Source organism: Fluviirhizobium alvei, from assembly GCF_030551875.1.
GTDB lineage: Bacteria > Pseudomonadota > Alphaproteobacteria > Rhizobiales > Rhizobiaceae > Rhizobium_E > Rhizobium_E alvei.
Window position 1 is genome coordinate 1 of the sequence record NZ_JAUOZU010000026.1, and the last position, 22,670, is coordinate 22,670.

A 22,670-nucleotide genomic window follows, 5' to 3' on the forward strand; every position below is an offset into this window, starting at 1 on the left:
CCCAATCCCCGGAGCGAGCGCCGCAGCCGCTAGAAGCAACCGCCGCCCCCTTCGATGTCGCGGCTTATAAGACGGGCCTCCCGGACTGTCAAACGCTTTTTTCGTTTTTATGACGTTTTTTTGAAATCTTAGCGTCAGTTGCGGTCCGGTTTTCGGCGCAAAGCCCGACAAACGTCGGCTGCCGCGATTTGTCCTAATTTTTCTCCCATGGAGTCTGTCCGACGATGCGGATCGGGGACGGAAATTTGACTCGCGTCCCTTTCTATTGCACTCATGGTCCGCCATTAGGCCGGATCGAAACCGAGCATGGACCAGGCATGACTGAAGACAGACTAACCCGCTCGATCGGAAGCGAAGCGCCCATCCTCGCGGATGGCCGTCGGACGCCCGATCGGCGCGAAGTGTCTCTACGCTGGCTCTCCGGAACCTTTCTGACCGGCATCACCAGCTCCATTCTTATGGGCGTTGCACTTTTCGCGGCCGTCGAGGGGCGCGAGCAGCTGACTGTACCCGCCGAAGCATCCGCAATGGTCAAGGATGGTGATGACGCCGCCGGCAGCGTCGAGAAGGGAAAGCGGCTGTTTGCCACCCGTCTCACAGCCAAGCCGTCCGACAAGCGAATCATGGAAGTGCCCACCGTCGTTGTCGAAGGTGAGAAGCAGGTGGTGCGCAAGCGTCCCTTCGCCTTCGTGAAAATGAACCTGGCTGCCAACTATTCGACCGACGAGAGCTATCCGCGATTCGATCCGCTGAAGATCGCCTCGGCCGGAGATCCCGGGGTCGCCGCAACACCGGCGCCGGTGTTTTATGGATCCGATGTCGAATCCGAAATCGCGCTTGAGAGCGTCGATTTTCCGGCGGATCATTCCGACTATCCTTTGGCCCCGTCCATGTCCCTCGATGAAGTCGAGGAAACGGTCCGCACAAATGGATCGGTCCTGACCGATGGAAACGCGCAGGTCGCAACCCTCTTTTATGTCGATCCGCAGCGTTTCGCGTCCGACACCGACACGCTCGATCTGATCGGCCGCTTCTCAGCCCGCGTGGTTGAGGAAAATTCCAGTGTGGCAGCTCCAACCGCCATCACAGAGAAGACGCCAGAATATGCCGAGGACATCATTCCTGTCCGCACAAGCGAGCCGCTTTCAACCGCCATGGTCAGTGCAGGCTACGCCAAGGCCGAAGCGAAGGATGTCGAGGATTTCTTTGCCTCGATCTATAACCGGCGCGACCTGTCCGAAGGCGATGTGCTGCGTGTCTGCATCGTGCAGGAAGGCGAAAAGGCGCGTATCATCCGCGTCAGCCTATATGCGCGAGGGACTCACCAGCTGACGATTGCGGTCGACGACAAGGGGCATTTCGTAACCGGTAACGAACCGCCCTATCTCAGCGCCGTCGCCACGGCCTTTGATACGGGACCGGCTCCGATCGCAGACTCCTCGCAGTTGCCCCGCGTCTATGATGGCATTTACCGGGCCGCCCTTTCCTATGGCATGGACAAGGACATGATTGGACGTCTCGTCCGGCTCCTCTCGAGCCGGGTCGATTTTCAGGCGCGCCTGAAGCCGATGGATTCGCTGAATGTGTTCTTCGGCCTCGACGATTCGACCGGGGAAGCAACCCGTGATTCCGAACTGCTCTATGTTCGTGCCCGCTTCGGCGATACGGATACGACGCTTTACAGATTCCAGGATCCGGAAGACAACACGGTTGATTATTTCGATGCCAATGGACGCAGTCTCGAACAGTTCCTCATTCGCAACCCTGTGCCGCAGGGCGTGTTCAAGTCCGGTTTCGGCATGCGACGGCATCCGATTCTCGGCTATATGCGCATGCATACCGGTGTCGACTGGGCTGCTCCGCGTGGCACGCCGATCATTGCCGCCGGCAATGGTGTGGTGATCAAGGCTGGATGGGACAAGGGCGGCTATGGTAACCAGACGCTGATCCAGCATCCGAATGGCTATGTCACCTCCTACAATCACCAGAGCGCAATCGCCAAGGGTGTCAAGGAGGGAGCGAGGGTCCGCCAGGGTCAGGTGATCGGCTGGATCGGAACCACAGGCCTCTCGACCGGGCCGCATCTGCATTACGAAGTGATCGTCAATGGCAACAAGGTCGACCCGCAACGCATCCGCTTGCCGGCTGGCCGAAGCCTCGAGGGGGACAAGCTTGCCCGGTTCGAGGAAGAGCGCAAGCGCATCGATATGCTGCTGGCGAAAAGCGACACCAAACAGGTTGCAAGCCAGTAACGCAAAAGGCCGGCGAAACGTTCGCCGGCCCTCTTGATTCTGCTTTTCGAAGGCTCTCAGGCAGCCTTGGCCGTCCCCGATCCCAGCGTGAAGTTGAGCCGGTCCGACCCTTCCGACACCAGGATATGCGAACCATCCGGAAACTGACCGGCAAGGATCCGTTCCGACAGCGGGTCCTGGACGAAGCGCTGGATCGCGCGCTTCAGCGGACGAGCGCCATAGACCGGGTCGTAGCCCTTCTCGGCCAGCCAGTTGCGGGCATCCTGCCCCAGTTCCAGTTCGATCTTGCGATCGGCCAGCAACCGTTCGAGGCGACCAAGCTGGATATCGACAATCGCACCCATTTCCGAGCGGCGGAGCCGGTGGAACAGGATGATCTCATCGACGCGGTTGAGGAACTCGGGCCGGAAGGACATCTTGACCACATCCATCACCTGGTCGCGAACCTTGTCGGAATCATCGTTCTCGCCAAGAGCGGTCAGATATTCGGCGCCGAGATTCGACGTCATGATGATGATGGTGTTCTTGAAGTCCACCGTCCGTCCCTGACCGTCGGTCAGGCGACCATCGTCAAGCACCTGCAAAAGCACGTTGAACACATCCGGATGCGCCTTTTCGATCTCGTCGAACAGCACCACCTGATAGGGCCGCCGCCGGATCGCTTCGGTCAGCGCGCCGCCTTCGTCATAGCCGACATAGCCGGGAGGCGCACCGATGAGCCGCGATACGGAATGCTTTTCCATATATTCCGACATGTCCATGCGGGTGATCGCACTTTCATCATCGAACAGGAAGCGCGCAAGCGCCTTTGTCAGTTCCGTCTTGCCGACGCCGGTCGGACCGAGGAAGATGAACGAGCCGATCGGACGGTTCGGGTCCTGCAGACCGGCGCGGGCACGACGTACCGCACGCGACACCGCCTGCACCGCATCACCCTGACCAACGACCGATTTCGCCAGTTCGTCTTCCATCCGAAGCAGCTTGTCGCGTTCGCCTTCCAGCATCTTGTCGACCGGAATGCCGGTCCAGCGCGAGACGACATGGGCAATATGGTCCGGAATCACGACCTCCTGCACCATTGCGGCACCCTTGCCATCACTGGCCTCCGCATCGGTCAGCTCCTTCTCGAGCGCCGGAATGGTACCGTAGGCCAGTTCGCCGGCACGCTGGTATTCACCCTTGCGCTGCGCGATCGCAAGTTCGTTGCGCGCCTCATCAAGCTTCTTCTTGAGATCCGCTGCCAGTCCGAGCTTCTGCTTTTCCGACTGCCAGCGCGCCGTCAGCGCATCGGCCTGCTCTTCTAGACCGGAAAGATCGGTTTCGAGCCGCAGAAGCCGATCCTGCGAAGCCTGGTCGGTTTCCTTCTTCAGCGCCTCACGCTCGATCTTGAGCTGAATGATGCGGCGATCGAGTTCATCAAGTTCCTCGGGCTTGGAATCCACCTGCATTCTCAGCCGAGATGCGGCTTCATCCATCAGGTCGATGGCCTTGTCCGGCAGGAACCGGTCGGTGATGTAGCGGTTCGACAGGGTCGCCGCTGCCACGAGCGCGGAATCCGAGATTCGCACCTTGTGGTGCTGCTCGTATTTCTCCTTGAGGCCACGCAGGATCGAGATCGTGTCCTCGACTGTCGGCTCCTCGACGAAAACCGGCTGGAACCGGCGGGCGAGAGCCGCATCCTTCTCGACATGCTTGCGATACTCATCGAGCGTGGTTGCGCCGACGCAATGCAGTTCGCCGCGCGCCAGAGCCGGCTTCAAGAGATTGGACGCATCCATGGCGCCATCAGCCTTGCCTGCACCCACCAGCGTGTGCATTTCGTCGATGAAGAGAATGATCTCGCCGTTTTCCGACTGCACCTCGTTGAGCACGGCCTTCAGCCGCTCTTCGAACTCGCCTCGGAACTTGGCGCCTGCGATCAATGCGCCCATATCGAGCGCCATCAGCTTCTTCTCCTTGAGGCTTTCCGGCACATCGCCATTGACGATCCGCAGCGCAAGACCTTCGGCAATCGCCGTCTTGCCGACGCCGGGTTCACCGATCAGCACGGGATTGTTCTTGGTCCGGCGTGACAGAACCTGGATCGTTCTGCGGATCTCGTCATCACGGCCGATGACCGGATCGAGTCGGCCCTCGCGGGCTTCTGCCGTCAGATCGCGGGCATATTTCTTAAGCGAATCGAACCCTTGCTCTGCATTGGCAGAATCAGCGGTACGGCCCTTGCGGATCTCGTTGATGACCTGATTGAGAGCCTGCGGATTGACGCCGGCCTTCTTAAGACTGTCGGCAGTCGATGCCGAGCTTTCAAGTGCAAGCGCCACGAGCAACCGCTCGACGGTGACGAAACTGTCGCCAGTCTTCTTGGCCTGTTCCTCGGCATTGTTGAAAATGCGTGCAAGCGGCTGGGCCAATGCCAGCTGACCATTGCCGCCGGTGGATTTGGGCAGCTTCTTCAGAGCTTCGTCATTGGCAAGCCGCGCAATCTTGGAATCGCCACCGGCACGATCAATCAGGGAAGCCGCCATGCCCTGCTCGTCATCGAGCAGCGCCTTCAGCACATGTTCGGCTGTAAATTGCGGATGGCCCTCGCCAAGCGCATGGGTCTGCGCATTTTGCAGGAAGCCACGCACACGTTCAGAATATTTCTGGATATTCATATGTCACTCCGTTTCCCGCTCCGCCCTTCAAGGCGCGGAAGCGTTTGGTCAGATCCGGCTCCCGAATGCGGCGAACCGTTGGGGACTTGCCCCTTTGAGCGAGATATGGGGTTGCAATCGCGAAATTAAAGATCGTCCGGGCAGGATTTTTGTTGCACTTCCAGCAACTTGAAAAACGTCAAACGCGGTACGGCGCGCTCACATCTTCATTCCGGGGATGGCAAGCGGATTGTCCTCCAGCGCCTGTCGGTCCGGACGATCCACCCTCGGCGTGCCGGTGAAGGCATCGAAAAGCTCACGGACGAATTCCTGGGACAGGCCCTGGGTGATAAGCACCAGGCGGCTTCGCCTGTCCGATGCTTCCGGCCAGCACTCAAGCCGTTCCGGCGTGTGAAACACGCTCTGCACCCCATGCAGCACAAGCGGCCGTTCCGGATCATCCGCCAGTTGGACGATCGCCTTCATGCGCAGGAGCTTCTCCGCATGGGCCGACCGCAAAAGATCGACGAACATGGCGAGCGCCGCAGGTGCGACCGGCCGATCATGCAGGATGGAGAAACTTTCGATCCCATCACCATGACGATGCCCATGACCGTGATCATGGTGATGATGATGGTCATGGTGGTGATGGTGATGACTATGGTCATGATGATCGTGGTCGCACTGATCGTTGCAGACATGATCGTCTGCGATCACCTCGTCATGCAGCCAGCGCCGAACATCTGCCGTGCGGGTCGCCGGGTCATAAAGGCCGGCCGCAAGCGTCGCAGGGTCAGCAACCTGCTCCGCATCTCCATCGAGCATCGGCGCGGTTGGATTAAGCGCACGCAAGCGCTGGCGCAGCAACGGGACCCGAGTTTCATCTGCAAGCGACAGTTTCGACAGGATCAGCCGATCCGCATAGGCTACCTGGCGGCGCGCCTCTTCATGATGGTCGAGCGTCGACAGGCCGTTGACGCAATCGACCAGGGTGACGACTCCATCGAGTGCGAAGGAAACCGACAGTTCCGGATGGCCGATGATCGACTGGATCACAGGGCCCGGATCCGCAAGTCCGGTCGTTTCGATCACGATCCGGCTGAGCCTCTTCATCCGGCCTTCAGCCATAGCATCGCGAAAGCCGAGCAATGTATCGGCAAGCTCGCCGCGGACGGTGCAGCACAGGCATCCGTTCGACAGTTCCACCATGGAATCGCCGGAGGCTTCAACGAGAAGATGGTCGATGCCGACTTCGCCGAATTCGTTGACGATCACAGCAGCATCGGCCATCGCCGGATGGCGCAGCAGGCGGTTGAGCAATGTCGACTTTCCAGCCCCGAGAAATCCGGTGATGATTTCGACAGGAATGCGGGCGGCGGGCAGCATCAGTTGAGCGGCCGCGGTTCTGGAATCGGAATGCCGTGGGCGACTTCGCCCTCATCGTTCGAAAGTTTGGCGTCAGCCATGGCCTTGCCGGCGGGAATGATGGTTATCAGCGCCACATTGAGCGGGCGATCGATCGGCTTGGAGAAGGGAGAGACGACCTTCGGATCGTGCGCATCATCCTGCCCTTCCGAACGAACCTTCTTGCCCTTCTTCTTGCAGATATCCTCGGAAATGTCGCTCACGACATCACGCGTTGCCCCATAGGCCGGCAGCCTTTCGATTGCGGGCATCGAAAAGCCGGTCCGGGTCGAAAGACCCTTTTCCAGGAGAGCCGCCGAAAGATCGGCGCGGGCGATCAGGCTATCGGAGCCGAGAACGACGGATACGACGGTCCTGCCGCCGCGGGTGGCGGACGAGACCTGGTTGAAGCCGGAGGCACAGATGAAGCCGGTCTTCATGCCATCGGCGCCCGGAAACCGGCCAATCAGCTTGTTGTAATTGCCATATTCCCGTTTTCCGACCTTGATGCCTTCCAGCGAGAAATAATGCGCATATTGCGGATAGTTCCGCTTGAGCGTGACCGCAAGAATGCCGAGATCGTGCGCCGTCGTATATTGCCCCTTGCCGGGCAGACCGTTCGGATTGATGAAATGGGTCGAAGTCATGCCGAGTCGGGCGGCTTCCGCGTTCATCAGATTGACGAAATCCGGCATCGAACCGCTGACATTCTCGGCGATCGCGTAAGCGACATCATTGGCAGATTTGACGAGCAGCACCTTGAGCGCATCGTCAAGCGTCATGGAATCGCCTGGCTTGAGATACATTTTCGAAGCCGGCTGGGCGGCAGACTTCTTGCTCATGATGATCGGGGTCGAAAGGCTGAGCCGGCCGGCATCGATCTGCCGGAACACAGTATAGGCCGTCATCAGCTTGGTCAGCGATGCCGGATACCAGCGCTGGAAAGCATCCTCATGTTCGATAACCTTGCCCGTCTGCACATCGACCAGCAGATGCGGCCCCGCAGCCGCGGGAAGCAGGCTTGCGCCGCACATTGCCAGTGCCGTTGAAATGCAAACTGTGCCGCGCATCGCGCGCTCGAACCATGCCTTCATGCTTGATTGTCCCGGCTGTCGATCGATAGAATTTCTTTACCGGCCCGTATTTAGCCTATATGGCAGATAAATGGCAGATCCTTTTTTTTGCCGTTATTTACACCCCTTTGAACGCCTCCTTGAGGTTACAAATCACGTTTCGAGGTGCCCATGCCCGTCCTCAACCGTATCAGTGCCATGCAGGATGAAATCGCCGCTTGGCGGCGCGAACTGCATCAAATGCCAGAACTGATGTTCGATGTGGTGAAAACGGCAGGCTTTGTCGAAGCAAAGCTCAGGGAATTCGGTTGTGACGAGGTGGTTAAGGGTCTTGGCCGCACCGGTGTTGTCGGCATTATCCGCGGCAATCAGGGCAACGGTCCGGTCGTCGGGCTGAGAGCCGATATGGATGCGCTGCCGATCACCGAAGAATCCGGCGTCGAATGGGCCTCGAAAACCAGGGGCAAAATGCATGCCTGCGGACATGACGGCCATACCGCCATGCTTCTGGGCGCCGCCCGCTATCTGACCGAAACCCGCAACTTCAAAGGCGCCGTCGCTGTCATCTTCCAACCCGCCGAAGAAGGCGGCGGTGGCGGCAAGGTGATGGTCGATGACGGGCTGATGACGCGCTTCGGCATCGCGGAAGTCTACGGCATGCACAATATGCCGGGCCTGCCCGTGGGACAGTTCGCCACCCGCAACGGCCCGATCATGGCTGCCACCGACGAATTCTCGATCATCATTCGCGGTCGCGGCGGCCATGCGGCGATGCCGCACAAGACCACCGATCCGGTGGTGGTTGCAGCGCATGTCATCACGTCCCTGCAATCGATCGCCTCGCGCCAGGCCGATCCGCTGCAATCGGTCGTGGTTTCGGTGACCATGCTGACAGCCGGCCATGCCAGCAACGTCATTCCCGACGAGGTAAAGCTCGGCGGCACCATCCGGACACTGACGCCGGACTTGCGCGATTTCGCCAAGGCGCGGTTGCGCGACATCGCCAAAGGCATCGCTGCCGCCCATGGCGCCGAAGCATCCGTGACCATTCGCTCCGGTTATCCGGTCACGCTCAATCATGCGTCACAGACGGATGCGGCGCTTGCCGTTGCTGCAGAAATTGCCGGCCCTGCCAATGTCGAAGCCTCCACCGATCCCACCATGGGCGGCGAGGATTTTTCCTATATGCTCGAGGCTCGCCCGGGCAACTTCATCTTCGTGGGCAATGGCGACACGGCTGGCCTGCACAATCCGCGTTACGATTTCAACGATGCAACCATACCCTTCGGCGTTTCCTACTGGGTGCGGCTGGCTGAAAGCCGGCTTTCAGCCCTGTCCTGATCATACGAAACGCCGAACGCATACCTTCGGGAGGAAAGACCATGAGTGCCGCCAACTGGATGACGCTGCAGACCCATCGCGACTGGCTGATGGGTGAGGCGACGCGCCTGTTTGACTATTTCCAATGGCGCTCGATCAATCCGCGTGGCGGCTTTTTCGAGTTTGATTCTTCAGGCAAGCCGTTGGGCGGCGATGATCCGAGCCGCGGCATCCACACCACCGCCCGCATGGTTCATTGCATGACAATCGGCCATCTGCTCGGACGCCCGGGCTGCGCCGATCTCATCGATCACGGTATGGATTATCTCTTCAATCAACACCGCGACCAGAAGCATGGCGGCTATTTCTGGACCATGGGCAATGATGGCCCGAAGGATGCGAGCAAGCAGGGTTATGGTCATGCCTTCGTGCTGCTGGCAGCTTCGTCTGCCGCCCTCGCCGGCCATCCGCTCGCCGGCCCGATGCTCGAGGATGTCACCAACATCCTTCAGGATCGTTTCTGGGAGGATGCACATGGCGCGATCGCCGAGGAATTTTCGGCCGATTGGTCGCCGGTGCCCGGCTATCGCGGCCAGAATTCGAACATGCACCTGACCGAAGCCCTGATGGCTGCCTATGAGGTGACCGAGGAACAGGGCTTCCTCGATATGGCGCTGTCGATCGCCGATCTCATCATCAACCGCAAGGCACGTGAGACGGGTTTCCGCGTCGGCGAACATTTCGACGAAAACTGGAACCTGCTCAAGGATTACCGCGGCAACGAGATGTTCCGCCCGTCCGGTACCACGCCGGGCCACTGGCTGGAATGGGCACGGCTGATCCTGCAACTCGACCAACTCACCGATGGCGAACATGACTGGATGAAGCCCGCAGCCGAACAGCTCTTCGCCCAGTCGATGGCCCTCGGATGGGATCGACGCAAAAAAGGCTTCTTCTATACGCTCGATTGGGACGACCAGCCGGCCAAGCGCTCGAAACTCTGGTGGCCGATGGCGGAGGCGGCCGGTGCGGCAGCGTTTCTCGTTGAGCATTGCCCGTCCGACATGCATGAAGACAGCTATCGGCTGATCTGGAACACCATCGCCAATCACTTTCTCGATCGCGACCAGGGCGGCTGGCATGAAGAGCTGACCGAAGATCTGGTTCCGGCCCATACCCTTTTTGCCGGCAAGGGCGATATCTACCACGCGCTGCAGGCCTGCCTCATTCCGATCTTCCCCAAGACCGGCTCGCTGACCCGCGCCATTCTCGAAAGTCAGGAAGGCTGAATTCAGCCAATCATGACCCTCACGAAAGCCCGCACATCGCGGGCTTTTTCATGTCCGCAATCGTCAACGGCACAAAGAAAAGGGCCCGGAGAAAACTCCGGGCCAAAAGCGGTTCATATGGGCTCATATAACCGCGACGGGAGGATGGGCGGCGCAGGGGAGCGCCGCCAACTGTTCTTAGCTGTGGTAGGCAGCTTCGCCGTGCGAAGCGAGGTCGAGACCTTCGCGCTCGGCTTCCACCGGCACGCGCAGACCGACGATCAGGTCGACAACCTTGTAAAGGATGGCCGAAATGATGCCAGACCACAGGAGGGTCACGATCACACCCTTGAACTGGGCCCAAAGCTGGGTCGCAGTTCCGGCATAGCCTGCGGCGAAATCTGCGGTCGAGTAATCGACAATGCCAGCACCGCCCAGAGCCGGGTTCACGAAGACGCCAGTCAGGAGTGCGCCGATGATGCCGCCAACGCAGTGGACGCCAAACACGTCGGCCGTGTCGTCATAACCGAACTTGTTCTTGACCACCGACACGAAGAAGTAGCAGGCCGGCGACACAATGAGACCCATAACAATGGCGCCCATCGGGCCAACAAAGCCAGCGGCCGGAGTGACAACCACCAGACCGGCAACTGCGCCGGAAACCGCACCGAGGATAGAAGCCTTGCCACGCGTGATCGTTTCGACGATGGACCAGGAAATCACAGCCGCTGCAGTCGCCACAAAGGTGTTGATCATAGCAAGCACTGCATAGCCGTTGGCTTCGAGATTGGAGCCGGCATTGAACCCGAACCAGCCAACCCAAAGAAGCGACGCGCCGACCATGGTCAGTGTCATCGAATGCGGAGCCATCATGTCCTTGCCATAGCCGGTACGCTTGCCAACCATGATCGCGCCGATGAGACCAGCGATACCTGCATTGATGTGAACGACGGTGCCGCCGGCGAAATCGATCGCGCCAAAACCGAAGATGAGACCGGTCGGGCCATCATAAGCGCTCGGACCACCCCAGAACCAAACCATATGGGCAACCGGGAAGTAGACGAAGGTCAGCCACAGGATCGTAAAGAGAATAACAGCGGAGAACTTCACCCGCTCGGCAAAAGCGCCGACGATGAGGCCGGGGGTGATAGCCGCGAACGTCATCTGGAAGCAGACGAACACGAGTTCCGGAATGGCTACGCCCTTCGAGAAGCTCTCAGCCATCGTGGTCACGTCTACGCCCGAGAGGAAAGCCTTGGAGAAACCGCCGACAAAGCTGTTCAGAGAGCCGCCGTCGGTGAAGGAAAGCGAATATCCATAGGCTACCCAGACGATCATGCCGACAGAAGCAATCATCAGGACCTGCATAAGAACGGACAACATGTTCTTGGCGCGCACGAGGCCACCGTAAAACAGTGCAAGGCCCGGAACGGTCATCAGCAGGACAAGAATGGTAGAGAGCAACATCCAGGTGGTGTCGCCCTTGTCAATGGTCATGGCCGGCGCTGCAGCCGGTGTCTCAGCAGCCGGCGCGGCGGCCTCCTGCGCAAAGGCGAATGCGGGCGCGAGGGCTACGCCCAGCGCGAGCCAGCCCTTGGCCACGGAACTCGAGATTTTGGAAAGTGACATCAGGTAGAACTCCCTGCAAATATCAAGCGTTAGAGCGCTTCGGAATCGGTTTCGCCGGTGCGGATGCGGACGGCATGGTCGAGCGAATAGACGAAGATCTTGCCATCGCCGATCTGGCCGGTCTTGGCAGCGCCGGCGATCGCCTCGACAGCCTTGTCCACCAGTTCGGAAGAAACGGCGAGTTCGATCTTGAGCTTCGGAAGGAAGCTGACGGCATATTCCGTGCCGCGATAGATTTCAGTGTGTCCCTTCTGCCGGCCGTAACCCTTTACTTCGGTTACAGTCAGGCCCTGGATGCCGACAGCAGTCAGTGCTTCGCGCACTTCGTCCAGCTTGAACGGCTTGATAATGGCCATCACAATTTTCATCTGGTTTCCCATCCTTTGACGAATATTCCGGCGGTGACCGCCTTTCCGTGATCGCAGGAAGCCCCTTAACGCCCTCCCGTGACTGCTCCTCTACATACAAGGGCCGTGCCAGATTCGAGTTCGGATGTTAACGATTTGAAAATAAACAATAATAATTGATGATACTAAAAAAACGGCATCGCTGCCGTTTTCGTCTGGTGAAAATTTGGGCAATTTTTGAAAATTGCACTTCAGTTAGGCATCTGCACGTTTCCGAATCAGACCTTCCTGCGCAACCGACACGATCAGACGTCCAGACCGGTCGAACATCTGTCCACGGCTGAGCCCGCGCCCTCCGCCAGAAAACGGGCTGTCCTGGGTATAAAGCAGCCAGTCATCGAGGCTGGAAGGGCTGTGGAACCACATGGCATGATCAAGGCTCGCCACCTGCAACTGCTTGTCGAAGGCGGATTTCCCATGCGGAAAGAGCGAGGTATCGAGCAGCGTCATGTCGGAAATATAGGCCAAAATTGCCGACTGCAGGGCGCGATCCCCGGGAACGGCACCTGCGGCCCGCACCCAGACATGCTGGATCGGATCCAGTTTCTCGTCCGAGACATAATGCGTTAGCGAAACCGGGCGCATTTCCACCGGGCGATCGCGCGTCCAGTAATTCCGCACATGCTCCGGCGCACCTTCCAGCAGCGTCTCATAGACATCGCGCCCGGTGGGCACGTCATCGGGGCCGGGAATGTCCGGCATCTGGGCCTGGTGGCTGAAGCCTTCCTCATCCAGTTGGTAGGACGCGGACAGCGAGAAGATCGCCTTGCCATGCTGGATCGCGACAACCCGGCGGGTGGTAAAGCTGCCGCCGTCGCGAATGCGATCGACCTCAAAGACGATCGGCACCTTGGGATCGCCCGGGCGCATGAAATAGGAATGAAGCGAATGCACATGGCGGTCGGGCGCCACTGTCCGGGTTGCCGCCACCAGCGCCTGGGCAATCACCTGACCGCCGAAAACACGTTGCCATCCGATATTGGGGCTGACGCCCCGAAAGAGGTCTTCTTCCAGGCGTTCGAGATCGAGAATCTCGATCAGGCTGGCGATATTGTTCACGGCGGGGGCAATGCGCGGCATTATGTCGGGCTCCGGACTGTATCCTCAATCAACGTCTTCCTCTATACTCGCCGCCAACCGATCAGCAAGAAGATAAGATCTGGAGTGGAAAATGCTTGATATTCTGGTGGCAGGCGGTGGTTATGTCGGCCTTTCGGTCGCCGTTTCGATCAAGAAGGCAGCCCCTCACCTCAACATCATGGTGGTGGATGCGGCACCCGAGGATGCCTGGAAGCGCGATGGTCGCGCGTCTGCCATTGCCGCTGCGGCATCGCGGCTTCTCGATGCGCTCGGCCTCTGGAGCGAGATCCTGCCGCAGGCGCAGCCGATCAACCGCATGGTCATCACCGATTCGAAGCTCGCCGATCCGGTGCGCCCCGTGTTCCTGACCTTCGATGGTAAGGTCGCCGACGGCCAGCCCTTCGCCCATATGGTTCCCAACCCGGCGATGATCGGCCCGCTGCTGCGCGCTGCAGGCGAACTTGGCGTCGATTTGCGCTTTGCCACCACAGTGGTCAGCTATCGCGCCGACCAGCGTTGCGCGACGGCGACGCTTTCGACCGGCGAGGTGATCGAGGCGCGGCTTCTGGTGGCCTGCGACGGCGCAAAATCGAAGCTGCGCGATGCGGCCGGCATCAAGACCGTGCATTGGGATTATGGCCAGTCGGGCATCGTTACCACGGTGGAGCATGAGCGGCCGCACGAAGGCGTGGCGGAGGAACATTTCCTGCCCGCCGGCCCCTTTGCCATCCTGCCCCTGCCCGGCAATCGTTCCTCTCTGGTGTGGAACGAACGCACCGCCGATGCCGACGCGCTGGTCAATGGCGACGAGTTGGTGTTCGAGGCCGAACTGGAGCGTCGCTTCGGCCACAAGCTCGGCAATCTCCGGGTGGTCGGTCCGCGCCGCGCCTATCCGCTCGGGCTGACGCTGGCGCGCAGCTTCATCGCCCAGCGCTTCGTGCTTGCGGGTGATGCTGCGCACGGCATTCACCCGATTTCGGGTCAGGGCCTCAATCTCGGCTTCAAGGATGTGGCGGCACTCGCCGAAACAATCGTCGATGCCGATCGCCTCGGCCTCGATATCGGCGCCGAAAATGTGCTGGAACGCTACCAGACATGGCGCCGCTTCGACACGTTCCGCATGGGCGTGACCACCGACGTGCTCAACCGCCTGTTCTCGAACGACATTACCCCGATCCGGCTGATGCGCGATTTCGGGCTTGGGCTGGTCGACCGTATGCCTTCGCTCAAGAACTTCTTCATCAACCAGGCCTCGATTGCATCCGGGGCGGACCCGAAGCTTCTGGGCGGCACGATGCCGTGATGGGTGAAGCCGGATATGATACGATCCGGCTAACATCCTCAAGGACGGCGTGACGGCGGATGATTTTCAGCTAACCGACATGGGCGATGGAACGGTGGTGCTGAGCTGCGACAAGCTGCCCGATTTCTTCATCGACGTTCGCAGCGTCGAGCATTTTGTTTATCTGTAGCGCCCTTGCGGCGAGCGTTTGCGGGCGCACAGCAGCGGGTTGCCAAAATCTTCCCCTGCCCGTCTTGAATCCGTTAACAAATCAGGCCTATCTTTAACCCATCCGGCGCGTTGCGTCGGATGGCTGTTCTGTTCAAGATAGAAAGGAATGACTCTGACGACAGTACACGCGAAGGAAAAGACACATAACGTCTTTTCGCAGGGCATGGAACGCAGCATCACAGGCGCGGCCAAAACCCTTGAGCTGGTCCTTGAGAGCCTCGAGGACTCGAAAGCAGAGAACGTCACCCCCATCGACATCGCCGGCAAATCCGCAATCGGAGACTTTATGGTTATCGTCTCCGGGCGATCGAACCGGCATGTGACCGCAATCGCGGACCATCTGATCGACGACCTCAAAGCCGCAGGTCTCGGCCAGGCGCGCGTCGAAGGTCTTGAGACCGGCGACTGGGTCCTCATCGATGCCGGTGACATCATCATCCACGTCTTCCGTCCGGAAACGCGCGAGTTCTACAATCTCGAAAAGATGTGGGCCGCACCGGATCTCGACGAGGAAACGTTGCACTGACCGTCTCGCTGCTCTAGCAGACGGCCATTGAATATCACCCGACGCGGGACGATCAGCGGCCCGCGCAAGGAAACTGGTCCGGACATTCGCCATGCGAATCTCTCTATTCGCAGTGGGCAGGTTGAAAGCCGGGCCCGAAAAAGAGCTTGCCGAGCGATATCTCGATCGTTTCGCCAAGACGGGGCCTTCCGTTGGCCTGGAATTCGCAAAACTCACCGAAGTTACCGAGAGCCGTGCCGGCAACGGGGAAACCCGCAAGCGCGAAGAGGCGGTTTTGCTCGACAAGGCAATGCCCGACGGCGCGGTTCTGATCCTGCTCGATGAACGCGGCAAGGCGCTCGATAGCCCCGCCTTTGCAGAGCTTCTCGGTTCCATTCGCGATCAGGGAAAGCGCGAGGTCATGATCGCCATCGGCGGTCCGGACGGACTTGATCCGGATTTGCGGGACAGGGCTGCCCACACGCTCTGCTTCGGCAAGATGACATGGCCGCATCAGCTCGTTCGCGTCATGCTGGGCGAACAGCTCTACCGCGCCGTGACGATCCTGTCGGGCCATCCCTATCACCGGGTCTGATGTCAACGGATCCGGGACCGATCCTGACCGACGCCCTGAAAATTCCGTTGAACGCAGCGATTCCCTTCCCTCGCCCTTTCGATTAACATTGTGGAATGTCATTGCGGCGGACATCGAACAAGAGATTCGGCTATTCGGGGCAGGCCTTGCGGCGCGCAGGCCTGGCGCTTTGCGCATTCCTCTTCGCAACGCCGCTTTTTGCGCAGGAAGCCACGGACCAGCAGGATGCCCTGACGATCCGCCGCAATGCGACGGAAGCCGAATTGCGCGACCTCGCCCGCACGATCGCCGAGGCGAAGGACAAGGCAGCGCAGCTCGAAGCTTCCATCGCCGGTATCGAGCGCACCACATCGGGCCTTCGCGAGGCGCTGGTTTCTTCCGCAGCCAAGAGGAAGGATCTCGAACAGCGGCAGCTCGATAGCCAGACAAGACTGGCGGGACTTACTGAGGAGCAAGCCAAGATCAAGACGTCACTGCGCGGACGTCGCGCCGTGCTGGGCGAAGTGCTCGCCGCACTCGAGCGTATGGGGCGCAATCCACCGCCTGCTCTCCTGGTCACCCCCGACGACGCGCTGTCATCGGTTCGCAGCGCCATCATGCTGGGCGCGGTCGTGCCGGGTATTCGCGCCGAGACGGACAAGCTGATCTTCGACCTGACGGCTTTGTCGAAATTGCGGGATGAGATCGCGACCGAACAGAAAAGCTACGTCACCACGATGGCGGCGGCGCTCGAGGAAGAGCGACGAATGCAGCTGCTGATCGCCGAAAATGCGAGGCTCGAGAAGCAGAACCGTGCCGACCTCGAGAGCGAGCGCAAGCGGGCCGCCGAACTCGCCAGCCGGGCAACCAGTCTTGAAAGCCTCATAGGCTCGCTCGAACGCGATATCGCTTCGGCGCGTGAGGCTGCGGAACAGGCCCGCAAGGAAGAGGAACGCCGCAATGCGATGACACCGGCTGATCGCGCCCGCGAAGAGGCAAACCCGACTTTGCCCGACAAAAACCGCATTGCTCCCGCATATGCTTTTTCGACTTTGAAGGCCAAGCTGGACCTACCGGTGGCGGGAACAATCCTGCGTCGGTTCGGGGAGGCGGATGGAACGGGGCATGAGGCGCAGGGCATCATGATCGGTGCCGGGCCCGGCCTCGTGGTGACGGCACCCTCTGATGGATGGGTGGTGTTCGCCGGTCCCTTCCGCAGTTACGGTCAGATGGTCATCCTCAATGCCGGCGACGGTTACCATTTGGTCATAGCCGGCATGGAAACTGTCAGCACCCGTCAGGGCCAGTTCGTCGTTGCCGGCGAACCGATCGGCCAGATGGGAGCAAAGAGAATTGCCAGTGCCGCAGCGCTCAATCTGGAAACGGAGCGCCCGACGCTGTACATAGAATTCCGCAAGGATGGAAAGCCGGTCGATTCGGAGCCCTGGTGGGCCATCCAACACGTTGGAAAGGCGCGAAATGATACGTAGAATTTCACTTGTGCTGATGGGTGCGCTTCTGGGCTCAACGGCGATGGTCGCGGTCTATTCCGCCGGTCTCCCGGCTGAGGCGGCATCATCCTCGACCTATAAACAGCTCAGCATTTTCGGCGAAGTGTTCGAACGCGTCCGCGCTCAGTATGTGACGCCGCCGGACGAAGAAAAGCTCGTCGAATCGGCAATCTCGGGCATGCTGTCGTCGCTCGACCCGCACTCGTCCTACATGAATGCCAAGGACGCCGACGATATGCGCACCCAAACCAAGGGTGAATTCGGCGGTCTCGGTATCGAAGTGACGATGGAAAACGAACTGGTGAAGGTCATCACGCCGATCGATGACACGCCAGCCTCAAAGGCGGGCGTCATGGCCGGTGACCTTATTTCCAAGATCGATGGCACCGATGTGCGTGGCCTCAAGCTGGAAGAAGCGGTCGACAAGATGCGCGGCGAGGTCGGCACCCCGATCAAGCTGACCATTCTGCGCAAGGGCGCCGACAAGCCGATCGAACTCGAAATCAAGCGCGACATCATTGCCGTTCAGGCCGTGAAATATCGCGTCGAAGGCGATGTCGGCTATCTGCGCGTCATTTCCTTCACCGAAAAGACCTATACCGACCTCAAGCGTGCGATCGAGAAGATCCAGGCTCAGGTGCCGAATGACAAGCTGAAGGGCTATGTCCTGGACCTGCGTCTCAATCCGGGCGGCCTGCTTGATCAGGCGATCAACGTCTCGGATGCTTTCCTCAACAAGGGCGAGATCGTTTCCACCCGCGGCCGTATCGAAAGCGAAGCCCGTCGTTTCACGGCAACCGAGGGCGACCTGTCCAATGGCAAGCCGGTGGTCGTCATGATCAATGGCGGCTCTGCCTCGGCATCGGAAATTGTCTCCGGCGCGCTGCAGGATCTCAAGCGGGCGACGGTGCTCGGCACCCGGTCCTTCGGCAAGGGCTCGGTCCAGACTATCATCCCGCTTGGCGACAATGGCGCGCTTCGCCTGACTACGGCGCTCTATTACACGCCGTCGGGCAAGTCGATCCAAGGCACGGGCATTACGCCCGACATCAAGGTCGAACAGCCGATCCCGCAGGATCTGCAGGGCAAAATCGAAAAGGCCGCAGAATCCTCGCTCAAGGGCCATATCAAGGGCCAGAACGAGGATGATGAGGGTTCAGGCTCGGCAGCCTATGTGCCACCGGATCCGAAGGACGATGTTCAGCTGGCCTACGCGCTCGATCTTCTGCGCGGCAAGAAGACCGATCCGAGCTTCCCGCCGGATCAGAGCAAGGCTGTGGCAGCCGAGCAGAAGAAGCAGTGAATTTTAGAGCGCGCCGTTAACCGGCGCGCTTTTCATTCGGGCGGGCCCTCGGCTTGACATCAGGCATTCACTTACCTCTCGGCAAGGACAAGAAGCCGCCGCGCCAGCGCAAGAACCGGCTTACGGCCGGTCGCGCCCTTTCTCTTGTAGCGATCCTCGCGTTGGGGGGACTATCCGGATACGCCTATCTCAGGCCAGACAATCTCGAACGCCCCGTTCCTGCTGCCAGCGAACAGAAGAACGGTGAGGAACCGGCAGCCGATCCCGCAATCGATGTCGCTGCCGCCGACAAGCAGGCCGAGCAGCAGGACAAGCTTCGCCGCAGCCGGCCGAAGGATGGCGCGACGATCGAACGCCAGGTGATGGACGACGGGCATGTCGTTACCAAATACTCGCCCAAGCGCCGGGATGGCGAAGGTCCGGTCATCATCGATGCCGACGCCAGCAATCCCCAGAGCCGAGACGAGGCCGCCTATCCGGACGACGCCCTGCTGGAGGATGGGCCGGAAGGCCGCTTGCCGATCGTAGCCGCCGACGGCACCCGGCCCTTTGATCGCTATGCGCGGCCATGGTCCGGTGCCCGCGGCACCCGCATCGCCATCGTCATATCCGGACTTGGGCTCAGCCAGACCGGCACCCAGCGGGCGCTTCGCACACTTCCCGAGGAAATCACGGTCGCCTTCGCCGCCAATGGCAATTCGCTGTCCCGCTGGATGCCCGAAGCGCGACAGGGCGGTCACGAGGTTCTTCTCCAGGTTCCTCTGGAGCCTTTCAATTATCCCGACAATGATCCGGGGCCGCTGACCCTTCTGACAGGCAGTTCGCCCGAAAAGAACCTCGATCGACTTTATCGGTCGATGGGCAAGATGACCAATTACACCGGCATCATGAACTATCTCGGCGGTCGCTTTCTCGCCGACCCGGCGGCGCTCGAACCCGTGATGCGCGATATCGGCAATCGCGGGCTTCTGTTTCTCGATGACGGATCGTCCGCCCAGTCCCTGTCGGCCACCTATGCCAAGGCCTTCACCATGCCGCATGCCTTCGCCGATCTTGTGATCGACGAGAATGTCTCCAAGGGCGAGATTCTGGCCAAGCTCGATGAGCTCGAACGAATCGCTGCCCGTAACGGCACCGCCATCGGCGTCGGCTCCGCTTTTGACGAGACGGTCGATGCGGTCACCGAATGGGCGGGTGAAGCGAGTCGTCGCGGCATTGAGATCGTTGGCGTTTCGGCTTTGGCCGACGTTCCGAATTGAGGGACCCGTTCGGGTTCCGTTTCAACAGTGAGGCTTCTATGAGCAAGAAGAAAATCCGGGCGGAGGATCTGCCCTATCGTCCCTGTGTCGGCATCCTGGTGCTGAATGCCGAAGGTCTGGTCTGGGCAGGCAAACGCACACCCGTCGGCAATTCCGAATATGACGGATCGCCACAGCTCTGGCAGATGCCGCAAGGTGGTATCGACAAGGGTGAGGATCCCGAGGCGGCGGCCTATCGCGAACTTTACGAGGAAACCGGCATGAAGAGCGTGAAGCTTCTGGCGCGCGCCTCGCGCTGGTTCAACTACGATCTGCCGGAACAGTTGATCGGTATCGGATTGAAGGGGAAATACCGCGGCCAGACCCAAGCCTGGTTCGCCTTTCGCTTCGAGGGTGACGAGAGCGAAATCCAGATTGCTCCGCCTCCAGGCGGCCATACCCAGGAATTCGATGAATGGTCGTGGAAGCCAATGGCCGATTTGCCGGGCTTGATCGTTCCGTTCAAGCGCCCCGTCTATGAACAGGTGGTCGCCGAGTTCCAGCACCTGGCCGGAACGAAAGCCTGAACCACGGGCATGAAAAAGCCGGCGTCGATGAAGGCGCCGGCTTTTAGCTGATTATTCCGCTTCGTCAGCCGAAGCCGCGTTGAGCAGGCCGTATTTTTCTTCGCCAAGCTTGGACAGAAGCTCAAGCTGGGTTTCGAGGAAATCGATGTGGCCTTCCTCGTCGGCAAGAAGTTCCTCGAACAGCTTCATGGAGACATAGTCTCCAGCCTGGTAACAGATGTCGCGCGAAGCCTTGTAGGAGGTGCGGGCATCATATTCGCCGGCCAGATCGGCCTCGAGCACTTCCTTGACCGTCTGGCCGATGCGAAGCGGAGCAACGGTCTGCAGGTTCGGATGCCCTTCGAGGAAAATGATGCGGCCGACCAGCTTGTCGGCATGCTGCATTTCCTCGATCGATTCGGCCCGCTCCTTCTTGGCGAGCTTCTGAAAGCCCCAATCCTCGAGCAGGCGGTAATGCAGCCAATACTGGTTGACTGCACCGAGCTCCAGGAACAGTGCCTCGTTCAGGCGTTCGATGACCTTGGGATCGCCCTTCATGTTTGCCTCCTGTCTAGATGATTGAATGTGTTAGATAACAAGTATCGGCTCACAAAGTCGATAGCCAACTTGCGATCGCCTACCCATGTCAACGCACAATCAGGAAGTAAAGTTTCAAGCGAGCTTGGCCATTCGCTGGCGACGTTCGATGATCGCCGTCTTCTGCTCCTCGTGGAAACGACGAAGACGCTCCATGAAATCGACCACCTCTGCGCCGCCATGGTCGCGGCGGGCGTGGTATTCCTCGGTGGTCTTGACGATGATGTCGACCACATTCGGGAAGCAGCCGCAGCAGCGACCGCGCTTGCTCATCGCATGATAGACCTTGCCCGGCACGATCAACTGCCAACAGTCCTCGTCCAGCAACGACACGATCGTGTCCTTGATGTCCTTGTCGGTGATCAGATTGCAGCTGCAAACCATCATGGCGGGTCGTTCCAGTCGGCGAATTCAACGCTGACCATAAACCAAAAGAAGACACGCAATGTCAAGATATCAAATGTCGCACCGGCCGAATGAGGTCCTTTAGACTCTGACAGTCTGTTCGACGAAATCCTGCGTACCGAAGAAGCGTTTGTAGCGCTCCACTTCAGCCGGCTCGCCGGTCGCCTTGCGGGGGTTGTCCGACAGTTTCACCGCAGGTCGACCATTGGCCTCGGACACCTTGCAGACGATCGAGATCGGGTCGAGCCCCTTCATCTCGTTCGGCGCACAGCCCAGGAAATCATTGGTGAGATTTGTTCCCCAGCCGAAGCTCATGCGAACGCGTCCGTGGAAATGCTTGTAGGTTTCGATAATCGTATCGACATCAAGCCCATCGGAGAAAATCAGTAATTTCTCTGCCGGATCGCGCCCATGTTCCTTCCACCAGGTGAGGATCTTTTCGCCACCCTCGATCGGCGGCGCGCTGTCCGGGCGAAAGCCGGTCCAGTCGGCGACCCAGTCCGGCGCATTGCGGAGAAAGGCTGCGGTTCCGAAAGCATCCGGAAGCACGATCAAGAGGTTGCCGCCATAGAGCCGCTCCCAGTCCTTGAGGATCTGGTAAGGCGCCTGACCAAGCTCCTCGTCATTCTTCGCGAGAGCGGCCTTCACCATCGGCAGTTCGTGCGCATTGGTTCCGACCGCCTCGAGGTCTGTATCCATGGCGAGAAGAACATTGGACGTACCGGTGAAAGCCTGGCCGATACCTTCCTTGAGCGCTTCCACGCACCAGCGGTGCCAGAGGAAGGAATGCCGCCGACGGGTTCCGAAATCGGAAATTCTGAGCCCGGGATATTGGCGCAGCCGCTCCACCTTGTCCCACATCTTTGCTTTGGCCCGGGCATAGAGAACGTCGAGCGTGAACTGTCCGAGGCCCTTCATCGCCGCACGCGATCGCAGTTCGTTGATGATGGCGAGAGCCGGAATTTCCCACATCGTGGTCTCCTTCCAGCGGCCTTCGAACGTCAGTTCGAATTGACCGTCCCGACGCTCGAGCTTGTATTCCGGCAGGCGGAATGTAGAAAGCCAGGCCAGAAAATCCGGTTCGAAAATCTGCTTACGACCATAGAATGTGTTACCCGCAAGCCAGATCATCTCTTTCTTGGTGAAGCGAAGCGAGCGGACGTGATCGAGCTGGTCGCGCAACTCCTGCTCATCGATATCATCGGCCAAACGAACCGAACGGGTGCGGTTGATGAGCGAGAAGGTCGCATCGACATCCGGATGCAGTTTCCAGATCATCTGCAGCATCAGAAGCTTGTAGAAATCCGTATCCAGAAGGCTGCGCACGATCGGATCGAGCTTCCAGGCGTGATTGTAAACCCTTCGGGCGATATCTGTCTTGGCCGCCAT

At 59.6% G+C, this 22,670-nt stretch carries 19 protein-coding genes; 10 read left to right on the forward strand and 9 right to left on the reverse strand.

The features are described from left to right. The first annotated feature begins 317 nt into the window (after positions 1 to 317). A complete protein-coding gene (locus tag Q4481_RS24090; protein WP_304378979.1) occupies positions 318 to 2,252 on the forward strand; it encodes a M23 family metallopeptidase in 1,935 nt (644 codons plus the stop codon). A gap of 56 nt (positions 2,253 to 2,308) precedes the next feature. Here Q4481_RS24090 and clpB read toward each other — a convergent pair whose 3' ends face one another. The 3 genes from clpB to Q4481_RS24105 all read right to left on the reverse strand — a co-directional run bounded on the left by clpB (position 2,309) and on the right by Q4481_RS24105 (position 7,386). Next, positions 2,309 to 4,909: an ATP-dependent chaperone ClpB gene (gene clpB, locus Q4481_RS24095; RefSeq protein WP_304378980.1), complete on the reverse strand. Its 2,601-nt coding sequence runs from the start codon at positions 4,907 to 4,909 to the stop codon at positions 2,309 to 2,311. 198 nt (positions 4,910 to 5,107) lie between these two features. After that, positions 5,108 to 6,274 carry a CobW family GTP-binding protein gene (locus tag Q4481_RS24100; RefSeq protein ID WP_304378981.1) on the reverse strand — a complete coding sequence of 389 codons (1,167 nt, stop codon included), beginning with the start codon at positions 6,272 to 6,274 and terminating at the stop codon, positions 5,108 to 5,110. After that, positions 6,274 to 7,386, reverse strand: a complete 1,113-nt coding sequence (locus Q4481_RS24105) for a D-alanyl-D-alanine carboxypeptidase family protein (RefSeq protein ID WP_304378982.1) — start codon at positions 7,384 to 7,386, stop codon at positions 6,274 to 6,276. Before Q4481_RS24105 ends, Q4481_RS24100 begins: the two co-directional genes overlap by 1 nt. 150 nt (positions 7,387 to 7,536) lie before the next feature. Between Q4481_RS24105 and Q4481_RS24110 the strand changes: the two genes are divergently transcribed. Further along, a complete protein-coding gene (locus Q4481_RS24110; protein ID WP_304378983.1) occupies positions 7,537 to 8,706 on the forward strand; it encodes a M20 aminoacylase family protein in 1,170 nt (389 codons plus the stop codon). Positions 8,707 to 8,747: 41 nt separating this feature from the next. Further along, complete coding sequence (locus tag Q4481_RS24115; protein ID WP_304378984.1) at positions 8,748 to 9,974, forward strand: AGE family epimerase/isomerase; 1,227 nt, start codon at positions 8,748 to 8,750, stop codon at positions 9,972 to 9,974. Positions 9,975 to 10,151: 177 nt separating this feature from the next. On the opposite strand, the gene Q4481_RS24120 is transcribed toward Q4481_RS24115, so the two are convergent. The 3 genes from Q4481_RS24120 to tesB all read right to left on the reverse strand — a co-directional run bounded on the left by Q4481_RS24120 (position 10,152) and on the right by tesB (position 13,069). After that, the gene (locus Q4481_RS24120; protein WP_304378985.1) at positions 10,152 to 11,582 is read right to left on the reverse strand and encodes an ammonium transporter; all 1,431 of its coding nucleotides are present in this window, start codon (positions 11,580 to 11,582) and stop codon (positions 10,152 to 10,154) included. 29 nt (positions 11,583 to 11,611) lie between these two features. Then, positions 11,612 to 11,962, reverse strand: a complete 351-nt coding sequence (locus tag Q4481_RS24125) for a P-II family nitrogen regulator (protein WP_304378986.1) — start codon at positions 11,960 to 11,962, stop codon at positions 11,612 to 11,614. Between the two features lie 222 nt (positions 11,963 to 12,184). Continuing rightward, complete coding sequence (tesB, locus tag Q4481_RS24130; RefSeq protein WP_304378987.1) at positions 12,185 to 13,069, reverse strand: acyl-CoA thioesterase II; 885 nt, start codon at positions 13,067 to 13,069, stop codon at positions 12,185 to 12,187. A gap of 91 nt (positions 13,070 to 13,160) precedes the next feature. Between tesB and Q4481_RS24135 the strand changes: the two genes are divergently transcribed. The 7 genes from Q4481_RS24135 to Q4481_RS24165 all read left to right on the forward strand — a co-directional run bounded on the left by Q4481_RS24135 (position 13,161) and on the right by Q4481_RS24165 (position 20,300). Next, positions 13,161 to 14,372: a ubiquinone biosynthesis hydroxylase gene (locus tag Q4481_RS24135; protein WP_304378988.1), complete on the forward strand. Its 1,212-nt coding sequence runs from the start codon at positions 13,161 to 13,163 to the stop codon at positions 14,370 to 14,372. 316 nt (positions 14,373 to 14,688) lie between these two features. Further along, on the forward strand, positions 14,689 to 15,108 hold the full coding sequence (rsfS, locus tag Q4481_RS24140) for a ribosome silencing factor (protein WP_304378989.1): 420 nt from the start codon (positions 14,689 to 14,691) through the stop codon (positions 15,106 to 15,108). Positions 15,109 to 15,199: 91 nt separating this feature from the next. Next, positions 15,200 to 15,682 carry a 23S rRNA (pseudouridine(1915)-N(3))-methyltransferase RlmH gene (gene rlmH / locus Q4481_RS24145; RefSeq protein ID WP_304378990.1) on the forward strand — a complete coding sequence of 161 codons (483 nt, stop codon included), beginning with the start codon at positions 15,200 to 15,202 and terminating at the stop codon, positions 15,680 to 15,682. A 101-nt stretch (positions 15,683 to 15,783) separates the two neighbouring features. After that, positions 15,784 to 17,151 (forward strand): murein hydrolase activator EnvC family protein, encoded by a 1,368-nt coding sequence (locus Q4481_RS24150; protein WP_377354042.1) that lies wholly within the window; start codon positions 15,784 to 15,786, stop codon positions 17,149 to 17,151. Beyond that, the gene (locus tag Q4481_RS24155) at positions 17,141 to 18,475 is read left to right on the forward strand and encodes a S41 family peptidase (RefSeq protein WP_304378992.1); all 1,335 of its coding nucleotides are present in this window, start codon (positions 17,141 to 17,143) and stop codon (positions 18,473 to 18,475) included. The genes Q4481_RS24150 and Q4481_RS24155 overlap by 11 nt, the downstream gene beginning before the upstream one ends. Before the next feature lie 53 nt (positions 18,476 to 18,528). Beyond that, entirely contained in the window at positions 18,529 to 19,734 is a 1,206-nt protein-coding gene (locus Q4481_RS24160; protein WP_304378993.1) for a divergent polysaccharide deacetylase family protein, read from the forward strand. 38 nt (positions 19,735 to 19,772) lie between these two features. After that, positions 19,773 to 20,300 (forward strand): RNA pyrophosphohydrolase, encoded by a 528-nt coding sequence (locus tag Q4481_RS24165; RefSeq protein ID WP_304378994.1) that lies wholly within the window; start codon positions 19,773 to 19,775, stop codon positions 20,298 to 20,300. Positions 20,301 to 20,351: 51 nt separating this feature from the next. On the opposite strand, the gene bfr is transcribed toward Q4481_RS24165, so the two are convergent. The 3 genes from bfr to pncB form a co-directional block, all read right to left on the reverse strand. Further along, on the reverse strand, positions 20,352 to 20,837 hold the full coding sequence (bfr, locus tag Q4481_RS24170) for a bacterioferritin (RefSeq protein WP_304378995.1): 486 nt from the start codon (positions 20,835 to 20,837) through the stop codon (positions 20,352 to 20,354). 114 nt (positions 20,838 to 20,951) lie between these two features. After that, positions 20,952 to 21,263, reverse strand: a complete 312-nt coding sequence (locus tag Q4481_RS24175) for a (2Fe-2S)-binding protein (protein ID WP_304378996.1) — start codon at positions 21,261 to 21,263, stop codon at positions 20,952 to 20,954. A gap of 99 nt (positions 21,264 to 21,362) precedes the next feature. Further along, positions 21,363 to 22,670, reverse strand: coding sequence for a nicotinate phosphoribosyltransferase (gene pncB / locus Q4481_RS24180; RefSeq protein ID WP_304378997.1), 1,308 nt, complete (start codon positions 22,668 to 22,670; stop codon positions 21,363 to 21,365).